This is a genomic window from Nocardia transvalensis NBRC 15921 (assembly GCF_000308875.1).
In the GTDB taxonomy this organism is placed as follows: Bacteria; Actinomycetota; Actinomycetes; order Mycobacteriales; family Mycobacteriaceae; genus Nocardia; species Nocardia transvalensis.
Genome location: NZ_BAGL01000009.1, coordinates 12,195 through 33,567 on the forward strand (window position 1 = coordinate 12,195; position 21,373 = coordinate 33,567).

Below are 21,373 nucleotides of genomic sequence, written 5' to 3' on the forward strand. Positions count from 1 at the left end.
CAGCTGGGCCTCTGACCAGCCGATTTGGATGTCACGATCGTGCTGTCATAAGCTATGCGGGCTCCCAACGGACGCCGTTGAGAAACGGACCGGAGAAATCCGGCCGGGCCCCCTTCGTCTAGCGGCCTAGGACGCCGCCCTTTCAAGGCGGTAGCGCGGGTTCGAATCCCGTAGGGGGTACGGTGGCAACACCGTTGGAAGCAGAGCAAGGCCCTGTGGCGCAGTTGGTTAGCGCGCCGCCCTGTCACGGCGGAGGTCGCGGGTTCGAGTCCCGTCAGGGTCGCAAGACATATACCAGGCATTCGGTACGGGTGCCCCGGCCAGGTAGCTCAGTTGGTACGAGCGTCCGCCTGAAAAGCGGAAGGTCGCCGGTTCGATCCCGGCCTTGGCCACCCCCTCAGGCCCTCCCTTGCTCAGGGAGGGCCTTCGCCTTGTTCGGGGGTGATTTGTGGGGGCATCGCCCCCACACCCCCGGACCGGGGGGCTTCGCCTCCCCGGACCCCCTGTTGGTGGGGTTCAGTAGGCGGTCGTTTCCCGGATCCTGTTGGTGGGGTGGAGTTGGGCTGTCGTGTCTCCGGTGTAGTACTGGGTTGTTGTCGCAAAGGCTCCTGATTTTCGCCCTTCGCTCACGCTCCGCTCAGTCTCCTTCCTTGCTTGGTTGATCTGCGGGAATCGGTGTGGGGGTGGTGTTTACGGTTCAAGGTGAGTCTTTCATTTCAAGGCATACAAGGATGGGTATCTTTTGGGCATTGTGGACTCGGATATGTGTTGTCCGTAGTGAACGTATTTCCCGGGGCGGGAGTGCGATATGACCACAATTGTCGGTGGGGGTGTGCGGGGTGGAGGGTGTAGGGGGCAGCTTCATTGTTGCTGTGCTTGTCATTGATCTTGTGGGTGGTTGAACTGTTGGTTGGGTGTGGCTGGGGGGTTTGCTGTTGCGGGGTTGGTGGTGGTAGCAAACCTGGGGGTGGGGCGTGTTGGGTGCGGGGGGTTGGGGGTGGATGGGATGCTGGTCGCATGGGTGAAACCGATGCTGCCTGGTACTACTGCCTGAAACACCATCGCGCCGAGCAGGGGAAGCGGTGCTGGTTCGCCGATCGCATGGGGCCCTATCCGGATCAGGCGACCGCGGAGCGTGCCCTGGACATCGTCCGGGAGCGGAATGCGCGGGCCGACTCGCGCGAGGAGGACTGAGGGGCGGTCGCCGATTCCCCCGGAGCTAACTCGTACCCGCTCGTGGTGGTGGGCTACGGTTCCAAGAGCAGAATCGTGCCCGCACCCACGCGCGGGCGTGCAGCCGGGTCGAATCGAGCGGAGGGCGACTTGTGAAGGTGACCGTGGTGGTGCCGACCTACAACGAGCGGGAGAACCTGCCGGTGGCGGTGGAGCGGCTGACCGCACTACCGGTCGCCGATCTGCACGTCCTGGTCGTCGACGACAACTCGCCGGACGGCACCGGCGAGGTCGCCGACAAACTCGCCGCCGAACTGCCCGCCGTGGTGAGCGTGCTGCACCGCACCGAGAAGGACGGTCTCGGCCGCGCCTACATCGCGGGCATCACCCGCGCGCTCGACGAGGGCGCCGACGTCGTCATCCAGATGGACGCCGACCTGTCCCACCCGGCCGAGGTCATTCCGGCCATGCTGGACAAGCTGACCGGCCCGGACAGCGAGGGGGACAAGCCGGTCGGCGTCGTCCTCGGCTCGCGCTACGTGCCGGGCGGATCCACCGCCGCGGAGTGGAAGTGGTACCGCAAGGCGCTGTCCGCGTGGGCCAACTTCTACGTCAACGCCATCCTGCGGCTGGGGGTCAAGGACGCCACCGCCGGATTCAAGGCGTGGAAGGCCGATACGCTGCGCGCCATCGACGTCGCCTCGATCCACAGCAACGGCTACTCCTTCCAGGTCGAGATGAACTACCGGACCATCAAGAAGGGCATCGCCATCGCCGAGGTGCCGATCCGTTTCGAGGAACGCACCACGGGCGACTCCAAGATGAGCCTGAAGGTCCAGCTCGAATCGGCCGCCATGCCGTGGAAGCTCCTGTTCGGCAGGAGCGTCTGATCAACCCTGCCGGCTCGGGGCCCCTTCGGGCGCGGGCCAATTCAGCAGGGTGTCGATGAACAGCTGACGGACACGCTCCACCTCGGCGTCCATATCGTGGGGATTCCAGCCGCCGACATCGATCGGGGGTAGCACGGCCACGTCCACGGTGCCCTTGTGCACGATCGCCGAATCGCGCCAGGCGATCTCGCCGGCATTGCGGATCACCAGCGGGACGATCGGCACCCCCGCCTGCATCGCGATATGGAAGGCGCCCTTCTTGAACGGACCGACCCGCGGGGTCAGCGAGCGCGTGCCCTCCGGCGCGACGACGATCGACAGCCCGCCGCGCAGCGTCTCCACGACCGGCACCAGCGCCGCTCTCGTCCCCGCGGTATCGGAGCGATCGATGAAAGTCGCACCGGCGAAACGCATCAGCGGCCCGAACACCGGATTCTTCGTGACCTCCTGCTTCACGATCCCGGTGAATCCCGACCGCAGCACCTCCGCCAGCACCACCATGTCGAACTGGCTCTGATGATTGAACAGGAAGACCGCCGGGCGGGCGGTGCGCGCGTGCTCGGCGCCGGTGACCCGCACCCGCACCCCGGTCGCGCGCAGCGTGGCATCCGCCGCGTAGCTGATCATGGCGTCGGCCATGCGTTGCCGCTCCCGGGTCGGCGACTCGAGCGCGACACCGGCCAGCGCGCCGCCGATCAGGCTCACGAAACCCGCTGCGGTGCGCGCGATATCGGGGATCCGTGCCCCCTCGCGGGGACGGAAGCCGAGGACCGGCCACTCCCGTTCGCCCGCCTCCAGCGCCATGCGGGGATCGGGATTCACCGCCCGCGGCCGGCCCACCAGCTCCAGCAGCGGCAGGTCGGTGGCGGCATCGGCGTAGGCGTAGCTCTCGGCGAGTTCGACATCGTGCGTGACCGCGAAGCGGCGGACCCGGTCGGCCTTTCCGTTGCGCCACAGCGGTTTGTCTTCCACGTAGCCCGTGAGCACGCCGTCCTGCGCGGCCATGGATGTGCAGAGCGCGTGCTCGATTCCCAGCTCCGCGGCGGCGGGCAGCACCTGGAACCGGGTCAGGCAGCTGGCCAGCACCAGGGTGTGCCCGGCGGCCTCGTGCGCGCGGATCAGCCGCCACGCCTCCGGATAGAGATGCCCGTAGATCGTGCGGTGGAACAGCCGCTCGCCCAGCTCGGCGAGTTCGGATTCCGTGTGCCCGGCCCACAGGTGCATCACGCGTTGCAGGAATCGCTCGTACTCGCCCTCGGCGCGCGCGCCGCGAATACTCGTGACCAGCGATCCGGCCAGCGCGTCCCCGCGGCGTGTGAGCCGCCGGAGCGCCGAGGGCGGCGTGAAGCCGTGGACGACGGTGCCGCCGAAATCGAAGACCGCGGCGACCCGCGGCCCCTGCGGACCCGCGGCGATCGCGGCGACCGCCGCGTCGACCGACATGTCGGTCATAGTTCCTCCAGCCGGTTCGACGGATCCAGTGCCGCCGCGCGCGCGATGCGGGTGCCGATCAGGCGCAGCTCGTCGGCGAAGGCGCGGCGGCGCGCCCGCAGTTCGGCGGCGGCGCCGGGATCGGCGGCCACCTCGAGCAGGCCGTGATTCTCGGCGAGTTTCAGTGCGGTGGTGAACAATTCGGACGACACCGATTCGGGGCTGTGCAGATGCTGTTGTAACAGCATCTGCCGCCCGACGGCCAGGCATTCGTCGATGAACTGCTTGCGGTCCAGTTCGGTGGCGCCGTCGCGGGCCGCCAGCCGGTCGGCCACGACCAGTTGCGCGTCGAAGAACGAGCGCAGCACGCGGTGCGCCATCACGAATCCCGACTCGGTCAGCTCGGCGAGGATATCCGCGCCGACCGTGCCCGCCGCGGTGCGCTGATTCCAATCCGGGTCCATCAGCAGCATTTCCGCGGTCATCCGTTCGGCGAACTCGGCGCGCTCGGGGAAGAAGAATTCGAACTTCAGCAGATCGCGCAGGCGGAACGCGGTATCCCAGCCCGCCTGCAACTGCTCGCCCTCGGGCGCCTCCACCGCCGCGATGATCGACAGTTCGAGGATGGCGCGGTTCACGAACCAGTGCACGGCGCTGTTGCGATAGAACGCCGCCTCCAGGTGGGCGCCCGCCTCGATCTTGTAGACCGGCTCCAGCCCACCGCGATACACCGTCACCACCCGCGCCAGCGACAGCTGCTCCAGCACCACGGCCAGTCCGTGATCGTCGCTCAGCGTATCGATGACGCCGGTGGGCAGATCGCTGCGCTCGATGTAGTCGCGCACCGGCGCCAGCACGCGGCGCACCTCGCCGAGGGTCAGCGCGCGCTCGTGCACGCCCAGCAGCGCGAGCGTCACCAGCGCGTTGACCGTGATCGGCGTGACCTTGTTGATGCCGACCGCGACCTCGAAGGCCAACCGCTGCACGGCCTTACGCTCCAGGTCGCGGGCCTCGGGATCCTCCGGCGCGCCGAATCCCGGATCGGGGACGAGCGGATCGTCGTGCGCGGCAAGGTGTTCCCGCGCCGACAGCGGATCGCCGAAGCGCAGGTAGACGTGCCCCGCCGAATGCTGTTGATTGCGCACGTACCGCGCGAGCCAGGTCAGGCCCTCGGGCTTCTTGACGCCGCCGGACTGCTCGGTCGCGATCGCGCCCAGCTCGTTGAGCCGCTCGTAGGTGATCGACACCGGCACCAGCATCACATCATCGACCCGGCGCGAACGGATCGCCGCCGCAAGGTAGTTCAGCAGGCCGTAGCGCGGCGGGCGCAGCTTGCCGGTGCGGGTGCGGCCGCCCTCGAAGTACCACTCCAGATTGAACCGCTTGGTCAGCAGGTAGGCGAAGTATTCCTCGACCACCGCCTTGTAGACCTCGTCGTCGCCGAAGCTGCGGCGGATGAACACCGTCCCGGTGCGGCGCGCGATCGGGCCCATCGGCCAGAACCCCAGATTCGCGCCGCCGATCACGTGATTGGGCGGAAAGTCGTTGCGCGCCAGCGCGTCACCCAGCACGAACGCGTCCACGTAGGAGCGGTGCGAGGGCAGGAACACCAGCGGATACCGGCGATTGAGCCGGCGCAGTCCGGCCAGCCCGGAGGGATCGCAGTCCACCTTCCAGGTCGAGGCGTGCACCGGCCGCATCGCCTGCGTGAACAGATCCGAGACCAGGCGGCTCTGCGCCGCCACCAGTTCCTTCAGCGCCTTCTCCGCGCGCCGGTACACCTCGCGCGGCCCGGTGCCGGTGTGCGCGGCGATCGCATCCAGGCGGCGCAGGAATTCCGGCGAGTCGAGGATCTCCTCGGCGACCAGCCGCGGCACCTTGTACCGGTCGCCGATCACCGCGCGCTCGGCCCGCTCGAGCGCCACGATGCCGGCGCGCACGACCGCGCGGGCGAACGGCTCGGCGGTGCCCGCGACGGCCGGATTGTTGGCGCGCAGCTCGCTGAGCCGGGCGGGCTGCCCGGTGAGCACCAGATGGCGGTCCGGCGATTTGGCGATCAGGCGGCGCTGCATCAGCCGGTGCGGTTTGCGCGGATTCGACAGCGCGATCAGATCGTTGAAGGTGGTGCGGCGCACGCCGTCTCGCTCCGCCGGTAACCACAGCACCCGCACGGGGACGACCAGCGGATCGTCGCGGCGGCCGACCAGTCTGGTCGCGACCGCCGAGGCATCGAGGTCGATCTGCGTCACCGGCGCCTCGACTCCCAGCTCCGCGGCGATGCCACCCTCGGCCAGCCAGCCGCCGATCAGTTCGCGCTCGGTCGGTGAGGTGGCGTCGACCAGCGCGACCACCGACCGCGGCGCGGAGTCGGGCGTGGTCGCCGTCGGTACATCGGCGCGGTCGTCGATCATGCGGGAGCCCTCCATCAGGTGACGTTCCCCATTCAAGCTCGGGTCGACGGTTTCCCGCAGGAGGTTCGCGCGGTGAGTGTGCTCTTGGGCACAACCACAATTCGGACAGGTAATGCTAACCTCACCTTTTGAAGTTAGGTAAGCATAACCTTGGAGGTATCGTGCCCACCACGGACGAGCGAGTACTGGTCGAGTATGGGAGTGGTCCGGGGGCGACATCGACCGCGGCACGGCAGGGGGAGCGCGTCACCGATCCGGCGGCGGCGGTCGCGGCGCTCGCCTCGGCCGACCGGTTCGGCGAGTACGTCGTGTACGAGCGTCCGGGGGAGTGGGTGTTCGCGGCCGATCCGATCGGGAGCGTCGAACTCGACGCCCACGAACTGCGGGTCGGCTGGGACGGGCGAGCCACCGCGACGCCGTGGGAGGGCCGCCCGGCGGAGGTGATCGACCGCGCGCTGACGGCGTTGCCGCTGGCGGGCCGGAACGCCTACGGTTGGATCGGATTCGAGTTCTGCGCGTGGGCGTTGCGGGCGACAACCCATCTGCCGCCGCGAACCTCGCTGGCGCACCTGATGATTCCCCGTATCGAGGTCCGGATCGACGCCTCCGGGGTACGGGTCTCCGGCGCGACGCCCGGTGAGACGGCCGATATCCACGAGCTGATCGCCGCCGGGCAGGACGCCGCGCTGCCGCAGCCGCGCCCGGCCGATATCACCATCGACCCGACCGCCTACCGCGACCGGGTGGCCGAGGCCGTCGGGGAGATCCGGGACGGCAAGTACCAGAAGGTGATTCTCTCGCGGAAGGTCGAACTGCCGTTCGTGGTGGACGTTCCCGCGACCTACCGGCTCGGCCGCGCGCACAACACTCCGGCGCGGTCGTTCCTGCTGCGCCTGGGCGGGCTCGAGGCCGCCGGGTTCAGTCCGGAACTGGTGGCCGCCGTGGACGGCGAGCGCATCGTGACCACGGAGCCGCTGGCCGGGACCCGGGCCTTCGGGCGCGGCGCCGACGCCGACCGGGCGGCCCGCGCGGATCTCGTCGCCGACCCCAAGGAGATCGTCGAGCACGCCATCTCGGTGCAGACCTCGTTCTCGGAGATCGCCGAGATCGCCACGCCGGGCAGCACCGCGGTGTCGGACTTCATGGCGGTGCGCGAGCGCGGCAGCGTGCAGCATCTGGCTTCTACGGTCCGCGGCCGCCTCGATACCGGCCGCACCTCCTGGGACGCGCTGGAGAAGCTGTTCCCCTCGGTGACCGCCTCCGGCATCCCGAAGACCGCCGGCGTCGACGCGGTGTTCCGGCTCGACCACGACCCGCGCGGCCTCTACTCCGGTGCGGTGGTGACGGTTTCGCCGACCGGCGCACTCGAGGCCACCCTCGTCCTGCGCGCGGTCTACCAGACCACCGAGGGCGCCTGGCTGCGCGCCGGCGCCGGTATCGTCGGCCAGTCCCGCCCGGAGCGCGAGTTCGAGGAGACCTGCGAGAAATTGGGCAGCGTCGCCCCCTACGTCGTCGAGGCCTGATCCGCGGCCCCTTGTCCCTATCCCGACGAGGGGCACTCGCACCCTCTCCATACTCACGCACCCGCTCCAGATCGCTGGAGCGGGTGCGTGAGTGCGTAGGGGGTGCGGGAGTCAGCCCTGGGTGCGGAGGGCCTTCTTGTCGATCTTGCCGACGGCGGTGACGGGGAGGGCGTCGGCCTGCCGGAGGACGTCGGGGAGTTTGTAGGTGGCCAGGCCGCGGTCGGTGAGGAACTGCTTGATCTCGGCCAGGGTGGGCAGGTCGCCGTCCACGACGAGGACGGCGCAGACCTTCTCGCCCAGTGCGGGATCGGGCAGTCCGACGGCCGCGGCGTGGCGGACGGCGGGGTGGGCGAGCAGGTGTTCCTCGAGTTCGTCGCAGGAGACGTTCTCCCCGCCGCGGTTGATCACGTCCTTGATCCGGCCGGAGACGATCAGGTGCCCGCTCGGCAACCGGCGGACCAGATCGCCGCTGCGGTAGAAGCCGTCCGGGGTGAAGGCGCGCGAATTGTGTTCCGGCGCACGGTAGTAACCGCGAATGGTGTACGGCCCGCGGGTGAGCAGCTCGCCCTCCTCGCCCGGCGGCACGTCGTCGCCCTCACCGTCGACCACGCGGACCTCGTCGGCGGGCGAGAGCGGGCGGCCCTGGCTGGTGCACACGAGATCGATGTCGTCGTCGAGCCGGGTGAAGTTGAGCAGGCCCTCCGCCATGCCGAAGACCTGCTGCAACCGGGCGCCCAGCGCCGGTTCCACGTCACGGGCGTTGACCTCGGCCAGCTTGGCCCCGCCGACCTGCAACAGGCGCAGCGAGGAGAGATCGGCCGGCTCCCATTCCGTTGCGGCGCACCACAGCTGGGCCAGCGGCGGGACCACCGAGGTCACGGTCACCCGGTAGCGTTCGATGGCCGCGAACGCGCTCTCGGGGCTCGGATCGGTGAGGAACGCGAGCGAACCGCCGGTGGCGAGCGTGCCGAGGATGCCGGGGCACGACAGCGGGAAGTTGTGCGCCGCGGGCAGACTCGCCAGGTACACGTCCTCGGGGCCGGACGCGCAGACCTCGGCGGAGGCGCGGGCGTTGTAGGCGTAGTCGTCGTGGGTGCGCGCGATCAGCTTGGGCAGCCCGGTGGTGCCGCCGGAGACGAGCATGACCGCGATATCGGCCGGCGCCACCTCGGGCAGCGAACCACTGTCGCGCGGAATCGCGTTCAGGTCGGTGAACGGTCCCGGATCACCGAGTACCAGCACGTGCCGCACCGAGGGCACCTGCTCGACCACCGTCGCGGCCAGCTCCCGATAGTCGAAGTCGGCCGCCTGGTCGGCCACGATGTAGGCCACCGCGCCGGACAGCGCGGCCAGATGCTCGATCTCGGCGCGGCGATGGGCGGGCAGCGTCAGCACCGGGATGGCGCCGGCGCGCAGCAGGCCGAACAGCACCGGCACGAATTCGGGCACGTTCGGCAGCTGCACGATCACCCGGTCCCCGGGCTCGATGCCCAGCGCCGCAAGGCCGTACGCCATCCGGTCGGCGGCCAGGTCCACCTCGGCGTAGCTGCGGGGGCCGTCCTCGGTGTGCACCGCCGGGCTGTGCGGCCACCGGCGGGCGGCGTCGCGCAGGAGTTCTCCCAGCGGCTGCCCCGTCCAGTACCCGGCGGCGCGGTAGGCGTCGGCGAACTCGGCGGGGATCGGCTCGAAGCCGTCGCGGTCGTTCCGGGTGGTGGGTGTCGCTGTCATGGATACTGCCTCACGGTCGTGCTCAGGGTGCGCTACATAGGTTAGGCAACCCTATCTCACGAGGCGAGGGAGACGCCGGGCGCCGTGCGGCTCTAGACTCGACCCCGTGACTGGTTGGGACACTTCCGACATCCCCGATCAAACCGGCCGGACCTTCATCGTCACCGGCGCCAACAGCGGTATCGGCGCGGTGACCACGCGGGCGCTGGCCGCATCGGGTGCGCAGGTGATCATGGCCTGCCGCGACGAGGTGAAGGCGCGCGCGGTGGCGAATTCGATCGGCGACCGGGCGCAGGTGCGCCGCCTGGATCTGGCCGACCTGTCCTCGGTGCGCCGGTTCGCCGACTCGATCGAGCATGCCGACGTGCTGATCAACAACGCCGGCGTGATGGCGCTGCCGCTGCGCCGCACCGCCGAGGGCTTCGAAATGCAGATCGGCACAAACCATCTCGGGCATTTCGCGCTGACCGGCCTGCTGCTCGACAAGATCGGCGACCGAATCGTCACGGTCTCCAGCGGCGCGCACGTGATCGGCCGGATCGACCTGAACGACCTGAACTGGGAGCGCCGCCGGTACGAGCGCTGGCAGGCCTACGGGCAGGCGAAGCTCGCGAACCTCATGTTCGCCTACGAACTGCACCGCCGGCTCACCGCGGCCGGATCGTCCAAGGTGTCGGTGGCGGCCCATCCGGGTTATGCCGCAACGGAACTCCAGTCGCATACGGAATCGTTCCAGGACCGGATCATGTCGCTCGGCAACCGGATACTGGCGCAGAGTGCCGAGATGGGCGCGCTGCCTTCCCTTTTCGCGGCCACCGCCGAGGTCGAGCCGGGCGGGTTCTACGGGCCCACCCGTCTCCGCGGCCTGCGTGGGTATCCGGGGCGCAGCGGATCGTCGGCGGCCTCGCGTGACGAGGTCACCGCGCGGCGGCTGTGGGAGTTGTCCGAACAGCTGACGAAGGTCACCTACCACTTCGCGCGGCGCTGAGATTTTGGTGCGTGACTCAGGTCACATTTCCTGCTGTCACACCTGACCCCTGCTGCGTCGTCACCTAGGCAGACGGCCGCGACACCCCGCGGCCCTAGGTCAGGAGACCGCGATGGAACCCCGAATCAACCTGTTCGCCAACGAGATCGCCGGCAAGTTCACCAAGCGGCTGACCAACGCCGGTCAGATCATCGACCACTCGTCGCTGCCGAAGGCGACCTACGAACTGGTCAAGCTGCGCGCCAGCCAGATCAACGGCTGCGGCTTCTGCACCGATATGCACTCCAAGGACGCGGCGGCCGCCGGCGAGACCTCGGTGCGCCTGAATCTGGTGGCGGCCTGGCGCGAGGCCACGGTGTTCACCGAGGCCGAGCGTGCCGCCCTGGCGCTGACCGAAGAGGGCACCCGGCTCGCCGACGCGCACACCGGCGTCTCCGACGAGACCTGGGCGCAGGTGCAGAAGCACTACGACGAGGAGCAGATCGGCGCGCTGATCTCGGCGATCGCGGTGATCAACGCCTACAACCGTCTCAACGTCATCGCCCGCACCCCCGCGGGCAGCTACGAGCCGGGCATGTTCGGGTGACCCCGGACGATCTCGGGCCCGGGTGTGGTGGTCCTCACCCCCGGGCCCGCTGTCTGTCCGGGCGCGCGACACCGCCTGGTACAGTCGCGATCGTGCAGCGCGCGTATTTCTGGTTTACGAAGCCGGCCCCGGGTGGGCCGGTCGGTGAACCGCGCTGACCTTCTCCCACCCCGAGCCGGACGACCAGACCGGCGCGACGGGGAACATTCTCGGTGGGCCGGCCTGAGAAAAGGAACCCACGATGACGATCGCAGCCGATGCCGGCGCGCATCCGAAACCCGCTGAAGCCGCGGATCTCGACGACCAGCGCACCCTGAGCATCAGCCCCCTGTTGTCACCCGCCGAGGTGCGGCGTGACCACCCGATCGATACGGCGCTCGCCGAGACCGTGCGCGCCGGGCGCAAGGCCACCGTCGATGTGCTGAACGGTGTCGACGACCGCCTGATGGTGATCGTCGGCCCGTGTTCGGTACACGATCCGGAGGCCGCGATGGACTACGCGCGCCGGTTGGCCGCGAAGGCGGCGGAGGTATCGGATCGCCTGCACGTGGTGATGCGCGTCTACTTCGAAAAGCCGCGCACCACGCTCGGGTGGAAGGGCCTGATCAACGACCCGCACCTGGACGGGACCTTCGACATCAACACCGGCCTGGGTCTCGGCCGCAGGCTGCTGGTGGACATCACCGCACTCGGACTACCGGTGGCGTGTGAGTTCCTGGATCCGATTACGCCGCAATACATCGCGGATCTGGTGTCCTACGGCGCGATCGGCGCGCGGACCGCGGCCAGCCAGGTGCACCGGCAGCTCGCGAGCGCGCTATCCATGCCGGTGGGAATCAAGAACGGCACCGACGGCGACGTCCAAGTAGCCGTCGACGGCGTGCGCGCGGCCGGAGCCAGCCACGTCTTCCCAGGCACCGACCTCGACGGCCGCTCCGCCCTGATCCGCACCGTCGGCAACCCCGACTGCCACGTCATCCTTCGCGGCGGCAGCACCGGTCCGAACTACGACGCCGCCTCGGTGGCCGAGGCCTGCATCCGGCTGGAGAAGGCATCCCTGCCGCAGCGGATCGTCGTCGACGCGAGCCACGGCAACAGCAACAAGGACCACACCAAGCAGGTCGACGTCGTCACCGATATCGCCGAGCGTCTCGCCGCCGGTGACCGCAGCGTCGTCGGCCTGATGATGGAGAGCTTCCTCGTCGCGGGCCGCCAGGACCTCACCCTGGGCCAGGCCACCGACCTCACCTACGGCCAGTCCATCACCGACGCCTGCCTCGACTGGGACACCACCGCCACCCAGCTCGACCGCCTCGCCGACGCCGTCACCGCCCGCCGCGGCTGACCCCCGCACCGCCGCACCCCGTACACGTTCTCGCACCCCCTGCATGCCACTGCATCGCGTGCGGGAACGTGTACGGGGTGCGTGAGCCGGTCCACCGGTTCGGAAGTGGCCCGCGACGGCTCCGGCGGCGGTGCGACACGATGACGTCATGATCGAGACGACCGCGGTGCTGGGTGTGGCGGCGACGGAACTCGGGCTGGTGCTGACGCCCGGTCCGAATATGGTGTATCTGGTGTCGCGCACGGTGTCGCAGGGGCGGCGCGCCGGATTGGTCTCGCTGGCGGGCGTCGGCGTCGGATTCCTGGCCTACCTGGTGGCGATCGCGGCGGGGCTCACGGCGGTCTTCGCGGTGGTGCCCGGCCTGTATCTGGCGGTGAAGCTGGCCGGTGCCGCCTATCTCGCCTGGCTGGCGTGGAAAACGCTACGGCCCGGCGGGATTTCGGCGTTCACGCCGTCGGAGCTGCCCGCGGACTCGACGCGCCGGCTGTTCACGATGGGGCTGGTGACCAACCTGCTCAATCCGAAGATCGCGATTCTCTACATGGCGCTGATCCCGCAGTTCGTGGTGCCCGCGAAGGGGCAGGTGTGGTTGCAGAGCCTGCTGCTGGGCGCCGTGCAGATCGTCATCGCCCTGCTGGTCAACGGGCTGATCGTGCTCGGGGCGGGCGCCATCGCGGAATTCCTGGCCGGGCGGCCGCTGTGGATGCGGGCCCAGCGCTGGGTCACCGGGACGCTACTGGGAACCATCGCGGTATTCCTCGCCACCGACCGCGCCCGCCCGGTCCCCGCCTGATTCCTGACATTCCCGCCTATTCCTGATATCCGGGAACGAATCAGGTGGTCGACGGGACCTGGTGCAGGCGGCGGACGGCCTCGTCCAGGGTGGCGTCCTGTTTGCAGAAGGCGAAGCGCACCAAACGATTCCACGAATCCTTGTCGTCGGCGAACACGCTCAGCGGCACCGCCGCCACGCCCAGCCGCTCCGGCAGCTCGCGGCAGAAGGTGTGGGCATCGGCCGTGGTCAGGCCGGAGATATCGGCACAGACGAAATAGGTGCCGTCACTGCGCCGCACGCCGAACCCGGCATCCGACAGCGCCTGGGACAGGCGGGTCCGCTTCTCGGACAACCCGTTACGCAGTTCCGACACCCACGGCATCTCGTGTTCGAGGGCGTAGGCGACGGCAGGTTGGAACGGCCCGCCGCCGACGAAGGTGAGGAACTGCTTGGCCGCGATGACCCCGTCGATCAGCGGCTTCGGGCCGCACGCCCAGCCGATCTTCCAGCCGGTGACGCTGAATGTCTTGGCGGCACTGGATATCACGACCGTCCGCTCGGCCATGCCGGGCAGGGTGGAGATGCTGATGTGCTCGTGATCGTCGAAGGTCAGGTGCTCGTACACCTCGTCGGTCACCACGAGCAGATCGTGCTCGCGGGCCAGCTCCGCCACGGCGAGCAGATCGTCGCGTCCGAGTACCGTGCCCGTCGGATTGTGCGGCGAATTCAGCAGCAGCATGCGGGTTCTCGGCGTGACGGCGGCGCGCAGGCTGTCGATATCGAGGGCGAATCCGTCGCCGTCGGGCACCAGCCGCGCGGTGCGGCGCGTGGCGCCGGCCAGCGCGACGGCGGCCGCGTAGGAGTCGTAGTACGGCTCGATGAGCACCACCTCCTCGCCCGGCTCCACCAGCCCGAGGATCGAGGCCGCGATCGCCTCGGTGGCGCCCACGGTCACCAGGACCTGAGTGTCGGGGTCGTAGTCGATGCCGTAGCGCCTCGACCGGTCCGCCGCGATCGCCTGCCGCAGGACCGGCATGCCCCGGCCGGGCGGGTACTGGTTGACGCCGTCGGCGATGGCCCGCCGCGCGGTCTCCAGCATCGCCGCGGGACCGTCGGTATCCGGGAAGCCCTGCCCCAGATTGACCGCCCCGTGCCGCACGGCGAGTTCGGTCATCTCCGCGAAGATCGTCGCCCCGAAGGGCCGCAAGCGAGCAACGGTCGGCGTATCCACCATGCCGACACGGTAACCTGCGCCTTTCGGCCGGCGGCCACGGCATCGCCGTCTGCGGCGGGTCAGTGCGGCAGCCGGATCCCGGTGAGCTTCGCCGGATTGACGAGATCGTAAGCCGCCCAGACCGCTCCGTCACGGACGGTGAAGCCGACCACGCGGGTGGGCGAGCCCGGATAGCCGTCGTGCGACGCGCGTTCGGGTAGCAGGACGCCCAATTGGCCGTTTACATGGACGAATTCGATATCGATCTCGTCCGCGCCGGTGAGGGTGACGCCGTACTTGCGCACGAGCCCGAGGGCCAGCCGCGCCGTACTCTCCGCGCCCGCGACGATATTGACGGCGGTGCGGGTGGTCCCGCCGGAGTCGCCGGTGAACGAGGCGTTCGGATGCAGGGCGGCCACCACCTGTCCGAGATCGCCGGAACTCAGCGCCACCAGCAGTTTCTGCACCGCGGCCTCGTGTTCGGCGTCGGCGACCGGCTCGGGCCCGCGCGCTGCGGCCTTGCGGGCGCGCGCGCCGAGCTGGCGGGCGGCCTCCACCGTCACGTCGAGCATCTCGGCGATCTCGTCATAGGGCACCGCGAACCCGTCGTGCAGGACGAAGGCGACCCGCTGCGCCGGGGTCATCGTGTCCAGCACCACCAGCGCGGCGAAACGGTAATCCTGTTTGCGGACAACCGCTTCCAGCGGATCCGGCAGGCTCGACGGCCGTGCCGCCGTGACGACCGGCTCCGGAAGCCACTGCCCCACATAGCTTTCCCGCCGCACCGCCGCACTCCGCAACCGGTCCAGGCAGATTCGGCTCACCACGGTCGTCAGCCACGCCCGCAGATCCTCGATCTCCGACTGCCGCGCCGTCGCCAGCCGCAGCCAGCTCTCCTGCACCGCGTCCTCGGCATCCACCACACTGCCGGTCAGCCGATAGGCCACCGAGAGCAGGTGCGCCCGATGTGATTCGAACAGATCGGCGAGTAGAGCGGCAACCATTGCCATGATTCTACGGCGACCACGCCCCCGCCCTCCCCACCGGTCCCGCCCCCGACCCCCGGTGACCCACCTCACAGCACCGCCAAAAACCCCGGCCGACCTGCCGACCCCGCCTCGTTCCCCGGTGTGTCGGTCCGTTCGGGAACAATGGGCCGGAGTCCGTACACCGAGGAGGTGCCATGACCGAGGGACCGCTCATCGTGCAGAGCGACAAGACGCTGCTGCTCGAGGTGGATCATGCGCAGGCCGATGCCGCTCGGCAGGCTATTGCGCCGTTCGCCGAGTTGGAGCGTGCGCCCGAGCATGTGCACACGTATCGGGTGACGCCGTTGGCGCTGTGGAATGCGCGGGCGGCGGGGCACGATGCCGAGCAGGTGGTGGACGCGCTGGTCAACTACTCGCGGTACGCGGTGCCGCAGCCGCTGCTGGTGGACATCGTCGACACCATGGCCCGGTACGGGCGGTTGCAGTTGGTGAAGAGTCCGGTGCACGGGCTGGTGCTGGTCAGTCTGGACCGGGCGGTGCTGGAGGAGGTGCTGCGGCACAAGAAGATCCAGCCGATGCTCGGCGACCGCATCGACGACGACACGGTGGCGGTGCATCCGTCCGAGCGCGGGCGCATCAAGCAGATGCTGCTCAAGATCGGCTGGCCCGCCGAGGACCTCGCGGGGTACGTCGACGGCGAGGCGCACCGGATCGAGCTGGACTACAGCACCCACGAGTGGCACCTGCGCGACTATCAGGAGATGGCGGCCGATTCGTTCTGGGCGGGCGGATCGGGCGTGGTCGTGCTGCCCTGTGGCGCGGGCAAGACGATGGTCGGCGCGGCCGCGATGGCCAAGGCCGGGGCCACGACGCTGATCCTGGTCACCAATACCGTCGCGGGCCGGCAGTGGCGGCGCGAACTGCTCGCCCGCACCTCGCTGACCGAGGACGAGATCGGCGAGTACTCCGGCGAGCGCAAGGAGGTCCGGCCGGTCACCATCGCGACCTATCAGGTGATCACGCGCAAGACCAAGGGCGAGTACAAGCACCTGGAACTGTTCGACAGCCGCGACTGGGGCCTGGTCATCTACGACGAGGTGCACCTGCTGCCCGCCCCGGTCTTCCGGATGACCGCCGACCTGCAATCGCGCCGCCGTCTGGGCCTCACCGCGACGTTGGTGCGCGAGGACGGCCGCGAGGGCGACGTCTTCTCGCTGATCGGCCCGAAGCGCTACGACGCCCCGTGGAAGGACATCGAGGCGCAGGGCTGGATCGCCCCGGCCGACTGCGTCGAGGTCCGCGTGACCCTCACCGACGCCGAGCGCATGGCCTACGCCACGGCCGAACCGGACGAGCGCTACAAGCTGTGCTCCACCGCGCGCACGAAGCTGCCGGTGGTCGAGTCGATCCTGGCCAAGCACAAGGACGCGCCGAGCCTGGTGATCGGCGCGTACCTGGACCAGCTGGACGAACTGGGCGAGCACCTGAACGCCCCGGTCATCCAGGGTTCGACCCGGACCAAGGAGCGCGAGGCCCTGTTCGAGGCCTTCCGCAACGGTGAGATCCCGGTGCTGGTGGTGAGCAAGGTCGCCAACTTCTCCATCGACCTACCCGAAGCGTCTGTCGCGGTGCAGGTTTCGGGCACCTTCGGCTCCCGCCAGGAGGAGGCGCAGCGCCTGGGCCGGTTGCTGCGCCCCAAACAGGACGGCGGCCAGGCGCACTTCTATTCGGTCGTGGCCCGTGACACGCTGGACGCCGAATACGCCGCACACCGCCAGCGATTTCTCGCCGAACAAGGGTATGCCTATCGCATCACCGACGCGGACGACCTGCTGGGTCCGGCGCTCGGATGATCGGAGCCGAATTACCGGAGACATTGCCTCCGCATACGTGTTAGGAATGAGACGTGCGACGCTTCGAATTCGCGGTGGACCGTGAACACGCCCGGGCGGTGAACGAAGTGCTCGCTGCCATCCGGCGGCTGCGCCTGCTGGCCTTCGCCGCCGCGATCCTGCTGGGGCTGGGGACGGCGGGGTTGATCCGGCTGCAACACCCGTACTCGTTCCTGCTCGCGGTCGCCTTCGCGCTGGGCACGATCACCGCGCTGTTCGTCGCGGTGTGGACGCCCTACCGCTCCCGCATCGGAAAGCTCTATGCCGAAGGCGAACTGGTGCCCGCGGTGGTGTCGGGTAAGCACCCCAAGGGGGTCACCCTGCTGGCGCTGGTCAATATCGCCAAACCCGGCTGCGATCCGCGTTACGCGCTGATCACCCGCGTGGTGCGGGCGCTGCCCGGCCACCGGCAGTGGCCCGGCGAGCAGGTGCCGGCGGTGACCGTGCGGGCCGATCGCGCGCCGAGTTCGGTCGGCGATCTGCGCCAGGCCGTGACGGCCATGCCGATCGCCTGGGGCACCCGGGACCGGGGCGTCATCGAGCGCGCCCGCGCGGCGATCAGCGACGTCGAATGGAAACTGCTGGCCGACAATCTCGACCTGGCCGAGAAGGTGCGCCGCTCCGACGCCAAGCGTCTCCTGCTCGACCCGCAGCAGTTACCTGGCGAACTTCAGGGGTGAGCGCGGGTACGAGTTCGTAGTGGCGGCGAACTTCGGGGGTGAGCGCGGCGGTCTCGGGTTCGGGGGTCCTGAGCCACTAGCATCGGGCGTCGGTCGGCACGCCGTGCCGGGAAGGGGAGGCTCGACGCATGACAGCGCGCGACTGGACCAGGTACCTGGCGGCCGGATTGGTGGTCGGGGGCATCGTGTCCGGGTATGCCGGGCCCGCGTCCGCCCAGCCGCCGGCCGATCCGTTCGTGGGCGCGGCGGGCCTCGGCGATCCCTACTATCCCGACGACGGTAACGGCGGCTATCAGGTCGACCATTACGCCCTCGATATCGCCTACGACCCGCCCAGCCGCCACCTGACCGGGAAGGCGCGGCTGAACGCGGTCGCCTCGCAGGCGCTGCGCGTGTTCTCGCTGGACTACGCCGGCCCGGCGGTGTCGAAGGTGGCGGTGAACGGCCTGCCCGCCGGATTCACCCGCGACGGCGAGCACAAGCTGACCGTCACCCCGGCGGTGCCGCTGTTGCCCGGTCTGCCGTTCACGGTGACCGTCGAGTACGCCGGCGTCGAGGGTGACAATCCCGAATCCGGCTGGACCATCTCCGCCAGCGGCGGCGCTTTCGTTGCGGGCGAACCGCATTCGGCGGCGACCTGGTACCCGCTCAACGACACGCCGCTGGACAAGGCGACTTTCGACGTCACCGTCTCGGTTCCGCAAGAGTGGCAGGTGATCTCGAACGGCCTGAAGGTGCGCGAGAACGTGGACGGCGGGACCCGGACCGCCGAATGGGCCACGCAGCGCCCCACCCTCGGATACCTCACCACGGTCGCCATCGACCGGCTCGAGTTCATGGAGCGCCGCCGCGCCGACGGTACGCCGCTGGTGAGCGCCTTCGCCCCGGCCGCGGTGGGGCATCGGGACCTGGAGGAACGGCTGCCCGAGGTGCTGGACTTCCTCGAATCGCTGTACGGCCCCTATCCGTTCGAGAGCGGCGGCGGTATCTACATCGATACGGATCTGAGGATCTCCCTGGAGACGCAGACCCGGCCGACCTACGCGCCGTGGACCGACCTCGACACCCTCGTGCACGAGAACGCCCACCAGTGGTGGGGCGATTCGATGTCGGTGCGGCAGTGGTCGGACATCTGCCTGAACGAATGCTTCGCCAGCTACACCGCCGACTACCTGTGGCCGGAGCGGATGGAGGGCGAGGACGTCGACGCCCTGTATCGCAAGACGGTGGCGAAGATGCGCGACGAGCCACAGCTGTGGCAGACGAAACTCCAGAACCCCGGCGCCGGAAAGGAATTCACCGCCGTCTACTACCGCGGGCCGCTGTTCCTGCACGCGCTGCGCACCACGATCGGCGACGGCGTCTTCTTCCCGGCGATCTCCCAGTTCGTGCAGTCGCACGCCTACGGCAACGCCTCCATGCCGGAGTTCCGGCAGTTCGTGCAGTCCAAGACGGGCATCGATCTGTCGGGATTCTTCGCCGCCTGGCTGGACAGCTCGGATGTTCCGGCCGACGAGTACCTGTACCCGGGCGCGCTGCGGAGCTGACGCCCTTACTCCTCGGGCGCTCGTGACCTGGCCTTCTCCACCCAGCGCTGTACCCGTTCGAGCTGGCGTTCGGCCTTGTGCAGCGTCTCCTGGGCCGAGCGCTCGGCGGCGGAGGCGAAGCGACGCTGGTCCTCCGCGCGCTCGAGGTCGTCGCGCAGGGCGCGGATGCGCTCGTCGGCGGCACCGAGATCGGCCGTCGCGCGGTCGAGTTCGGTGTGCGCGGAATCCTGTGCCTCCCGGGCGGATTCGAGTGCCTCCAGGGCCTCGTCGAGTTCCTGCCGGGCCGCCGCGGCGCGCTCCCGATCGGTCGACGTCCGGTCGCGCTGCGGCGGGGCGGGCGCGGGCCGGTCCGGCACCGCGGTCAGCTCGGGGCCGGCGGGCCCGAAACCCTCGTAGTTCGCGGCCGCGGCCAGCGTGCCCTCGCGCACGTGCTCGGCCACCTCCGGATCGGCCAGGGCGGCGTGCAGGGTCTGGCCGATCTCGCGCAGCGCGGCTTCGGTGAGCGGGCGGTCGTGTTCCGCGGCGAGCCGACCGGCCGTGCGCGCCAGCGCGTTCACCACCTGCTGCCGCTGCGTGGTCAGCTCGCGCAGCTGGTCACCCGACAGCCGGCGCTGGGCATCGCGCAGTGCGGCGCCGAGTTCCAGCAGTGACCCGATCTCCTCCGGCGCCTCGCGGGCCAGCAGATTCACCGCCCAGGCGGACACGGTCGGCCGCCGCAGCTTGCCGATCGCGGCCGCGAGCTGCTTGTCGCCGTCCGTGCGGGCCGCCTTGACCCGTTCCGCGCGCGCGGCGGTGAATCGCGCCGGATCGAGTGCGTACAGCGTGCGTGCGACGTCGTCGAGCGTCATGTGCCGAGCGTAACGATTGTCCGGTTCATATCGACGTAAGATCACGATCCGCGCGGGTATGGTGCGGGCAGAGCGTGAAAGGTGTCGATCGTGAACCTCCTCGGACTCCAGCTGCTGACCGGATTCCTGCCCCGCATGCTGAACTACAACCTGCTGGCCATGTGGGGCATGGGCCTGCTGCACTGAGCCGTCGCCGCCGATGGGCGGATGGGAACGGTTGCGGGAGAAAGGTTTTCGGCACATGAGTCGCGCTGCTCGCCGCGTTCCCGCGCTGCTGGCGGCGGCCGCGTTGGCCGCCGCGGGCTGTTCGGTCGTCCAGGGCGCCAGCAGGTCCGACACCGCACGGGCACAGGTCGGTGACTGTATCGAGGTCATCGAGGGGTCGGCCACCACCTCCCGGACGGAGCCGGTCGACTGCGGGTCCGATCGGGCCGTCTACACGGTCGTGTCGACCTCTCCGGCCAAGGGCGACTGCGGCCCGGAACGCTCCTCCTACGAGGAGTCCTTCCGCGGCGGCACCACCGCATTCCTCTGCCTGGCACCGAATCTGAAGCAGGGCGGCTGTTATCACCAGGACCGGGAGAACGGCTTCGCCCGCGCCGACTGTGCCGCGGCCGAGGCGACCGTCCGGGTGGTCGCGCGGATCGACGGCCGCGCCGACGAATCCCTCTGCGCGCCGCCTACGACGTATCTGCTGCTGTCCGAGCCGAAGACGACGTACTGCATGGAGAATCCGAAGAGCTGACCGGGCTCACTGATCCACCAGCGCCACCGAGGCGATGCGGTGCAGGACGAAATGCCGGACCGAACCGGTCACCGGATCGAGCGCGTCCAGCTGCCCGCCGGACACCTTCACCGGCTCCACCACGCGCTGGCTCGCGACGCCCTGGGCGTCGACGTAGCCGATGTGCACCGGCCGCCGCGTGCGCGCCGCCAGCTGGAGCAGCTGCATGGTGGCGGCGGTGCTGGACCGGGTGCCGTCGGCGCGCACGGCCTGTCCGGAGCGGGCGTTCGCGGCCTTCTCACCGGCCCGGAGTTCGGAGACCAGCAGCCGCAGCTGTTCGGTGCTGGGCGGGGTCGGCCGCCACGCCTGCCGGGTGTTCGTCCGGGCCGGAATCCGGGTGCCGCGCGGGCGCAGATCGACGATCGTTCCGGACGAATCCTCACCCGCCGGGGCGAATCCGGCGCCGCGCAGCTGTTCCAGGACCTCGCCGAGCGGCGCCTGCGAGATGGCCACGGTCGGCGCGACCGCCCGCAGTGCCAGCCGCTCCGCCACCGGCGTGACGAGGACCTCGGCCAGCAGCGCGGGATCCTCGCTGCGCACGAACGACTGGGCCATCCCCGCGCGCAGCCG

At 69.6% G+C, this 21,373-nt stretch carries 18 protein-coding genes and 3 tRNA genes; 14 read left to right on the top strand and 7 right to left on the bottom strand.

Annotated elements, in window-relative coordinates; genetic code table 11:
- The first annotated feature begins 107 nt into the window (after positions 1-107).
- The 5 genes from ON41_RS04615 to ON41_RS04630 all read left to right on the top strand — a co-directional run bounded on the left by ON41_RS04615 (position 108) and on the right by ON41_RS04630 (position 2,063).
- Positions 108-180: transfer RNA gene (locus tag ON41_RS04615), tRNA-Glu, on the top strand.
- Between the two features lie 29 nt (positions 181-209).
- Positions 210-283, top strand: a tRNA-Asp gene (locus tag ON41_RS04620).
- Positions 284-318: 35 nt separating this feature from the next.
- A tRNA-Phe gene (locus ON41_RS04625) sits at positions 319-392 on the top strand.
- 625 nt (positions 393-1,017) lie between these two features.
- On the top strand, positions 1,018-1,194 hold the full coding sequence (locus ON41_RS42225; RefSeq protein WP_169336468.1) for a hypothetical protein: 177 nt from the start codon (positions 1,018-1,020) through the stop codon (positions 1,192-1,194).
- Positions 1,195-1,343: 149 nt separating this feature from the next.
- Positions 1,344-2,063 carry a polyprenol monophosphomannose synthase gene (locus tag ON41_RS04630; RefSeq protein WP_040745464.1) on the top strand — a complete coding sequence of 240 codons (720 nt, stop codon included), beginning with the start codon at positions 1,344-1,346 and terminating at the stop codon, positions 2,061-2,063.
- On the opposite strand, the gene ON41_RS04635 is transcribed toward ON41_RS04630, so the two are convergent.
- Positions 2,064-3,515, bottom strand: coding sequence for an HAD-IB family hydrolase (locus ON41_RS04635; RefSeq protein WP_246460917.1), 1,452 nt, complete (start codon positions 3,513-3,515; stop codon positions 2,064-2,066).
- A complete protein-coding gene (locus tag ON41_RS04640) occupies positions 3,512-5,905 on the bottom strand; it encodes a glycerol-3-phosphate 1-O-acyltransferase (protein ID WP_083905127.1) in 2,394 nt (797 codons plus the stop codon). Before ON41_RS04640 ends, ON41_RS04635 begins: the two co-directional genes overlap by 4 nt.
- 161 nt (positions 5,906-6,066) lie before the next feature.
- Between ON41_RS04640 and ON41_RS04645 the strand changes: the two genes are divergently transcribed.
- Complete coding sequence (locus ON41_RS04645) at positions 6,067-7,428, top strand: salicylate synthase (RefSeq protein WP_373281317.1); 1,362 nt, start codon at positions 6,067-6,069, stop codon at positions 7,426-7,428.
- Between the two features lie 111 nt (positions 7,429-7,539).
- Here ON41_RS04645 and ON41_RS04650 read toward each other — a convergent pair whose 3' ends face one another.
- Positions 7,540-9,156, bottom strand: coding sequence for a (2,3-dihydroxybenzoyl)adenylate synthase (locus tag ON41_RS04650; protein WP_040745438.1), 1,617 nt, complete (start codon positions 9,154-9,156; stop codon positions 7,540-7,542).
- Between the two features lie 106 nt (positions 9,157-9,262).
- On the opposite strand from ON41_RS04650, the gene ON41_RS04655 reads away from it, so the two are divergent.
- From ON41_RS04655 to ON41_RS04670, 4 genes are all read left to right on the top strand, one after another.
- A complete protein-coding gene (locus ON41_RS04655; RefSeq protein WP_040745440.1) occupies positions 9,263-10,144 on the top strand; it encodes an oxidoreductase in 882 nt (293 codons plus the stop codon).
- 112 nt (positions 10,145-10,256) lie between these two features.
- Positions 10,257-10,730: a carboxymuconolactone decarboxylase family protein gene (locus tag ON41_RS04660; RefSeq protein ID WP_040745442.1), complete on the top strand. Its 474-nt coding sequence runs from the start codon at positions 10,257-10,259 to the stop codon at positions 10,728-10,730.
- Positions 10,731-10,971: 241 nt separating this feature from the next.
- The gene (locus ON41_RS04665; RefSeq protein WP_051160969.1) at positions 10,972-12,075 is read left to right on the top strand and encodes a 3-deoxy-7-phosphoheptulonate synthase; all 1,104 of its coding nucleotides are present in this window, start codon (positions 10,972-10,974) and stop codon (positions 12,073-12,075) included.
- A gap of 148 nt (positions 12,076-12,223) precedes the next feature.
- Complete coding sequence (locus ON41_RS04670) at positions 12,224-12,868, top strand: LysE family translocator (RefSeq protein WP_040745474.1); 645 nt, start codon at positions 12,224-12,226, stop codon at positions 12,866-12,868.
- A 40-nt stretch (positions 12,869-12,908) separates the two neighbouring features.
- On the opposite strand, the gene ON41_RS04675 is transcribed toward ON41_RS04670, so the two are convergent.
- A complete protein-coding gene (locus ON41_RS04675) occupies positions 12,909-14,084 on the bottom strand; it encodes a pyridoxal phosphate-dependent aminotransferase (protein WP_040745444.1) in 1,176 nt (391 codons plus the stop codon).
- Between the two features lie 59 nt (positions 14,085-14,143).
- A complete protein-coding gene (gene sigJ / locus ON41_RS04680) occupies positions 14,144-15,067 on the bottom strand; it encodes an RNA polymerase sigma factor SigJ (RefSeq protein WP_040745475.1) in 924 nt (307 codons plus the stop codon).
- A 179-nt stretch (positions 15,068-15,246) separates the two neighbouring features.
- On the opposite strand from sigJ, the gene ON41_RS04685 reads away from it, so the two are divergent.
- From ON41_RS04685 to ON41_RS04695, 3 genes are all read left to right on the top strand, one after another.
- Positions 15,247-16,905, top strand: a complete 1,659-nt coding sequence (locus tag ON41_RS04685) for a DNA repair helicase XPB (RefSeq protein ID WP_040745446.1) — start codon at positions 15,247-15,249, stop codon at positions 16,903-16,905.
- 53 nt (positions 16,906-16,958) lie between these two features.
- Positions 16,959-17,624 carry a DUF3239 domain-containing protein gene (locus ON41_RS04690; RefSeq protein WP_051160970.1) on the top strand — a complete coding sequence of 222 codons (666 nt, stop codon included), beginning with the start codon at positions 16,959-16,961 and terminating at the stop codon, positions 17,622-17,624.
- A 128-nt stretch (positions 17,625-17,752) separates the two neighbouring features.
- Positions 17,753-19,171, top strand: coding sequence for a M1 family metallopeptidase (locus ON41_RS04695; RefSeq protein ID WP_040745448.1), 1,419 nt, complete (start codon positions 17,753-17,755; stop codon positions 19,169-19,171).
- Positions 19,172-19,176: 5 nt separating this feature from the next.
- Here the strand turns inward: ON41_RS04695 and ON41_RS04700 are convergent, their stop codons facing one another.
- Complete coding sequence (locus ON41_RS04700; protein ID WP_040745450.1) at positions 19,177-20,019, bottom strand: hypothetical protein; 843 nt, start codon at positions 20,017-20,019, stop codon at positions 19,177-19,179.
- A 241-nt stretch (positions 20,020-20,260) separates the two neighbouring features.
- Here ON41_RS04700 and ON41_RS04705 point away from each other — a divergent pair, with 241 nt between their 5' ends.
- A complete protein-coding gene (locus tag ON41_RS04705; protein ID WP_040745452.1) occupies positions 20,261-20,764 on the top strand; it encodes an LppU/SCO3897 family protein in 504 nt (167 codons plus the stop codon).
- A 6-nt stretch (positions 20,765-20,770) separates the two neighbouring features.
- Here the strand turns inward: ON41_RS04705 and ON41_RS04710 are convergent.
- On the bottom strand, positions 20,771-21,373 hold a 603-nt coding region (locus ON41_RS04710; protein ID WP_218003356.1), incomplete at its 5' end, for a WYL domain-containing protein.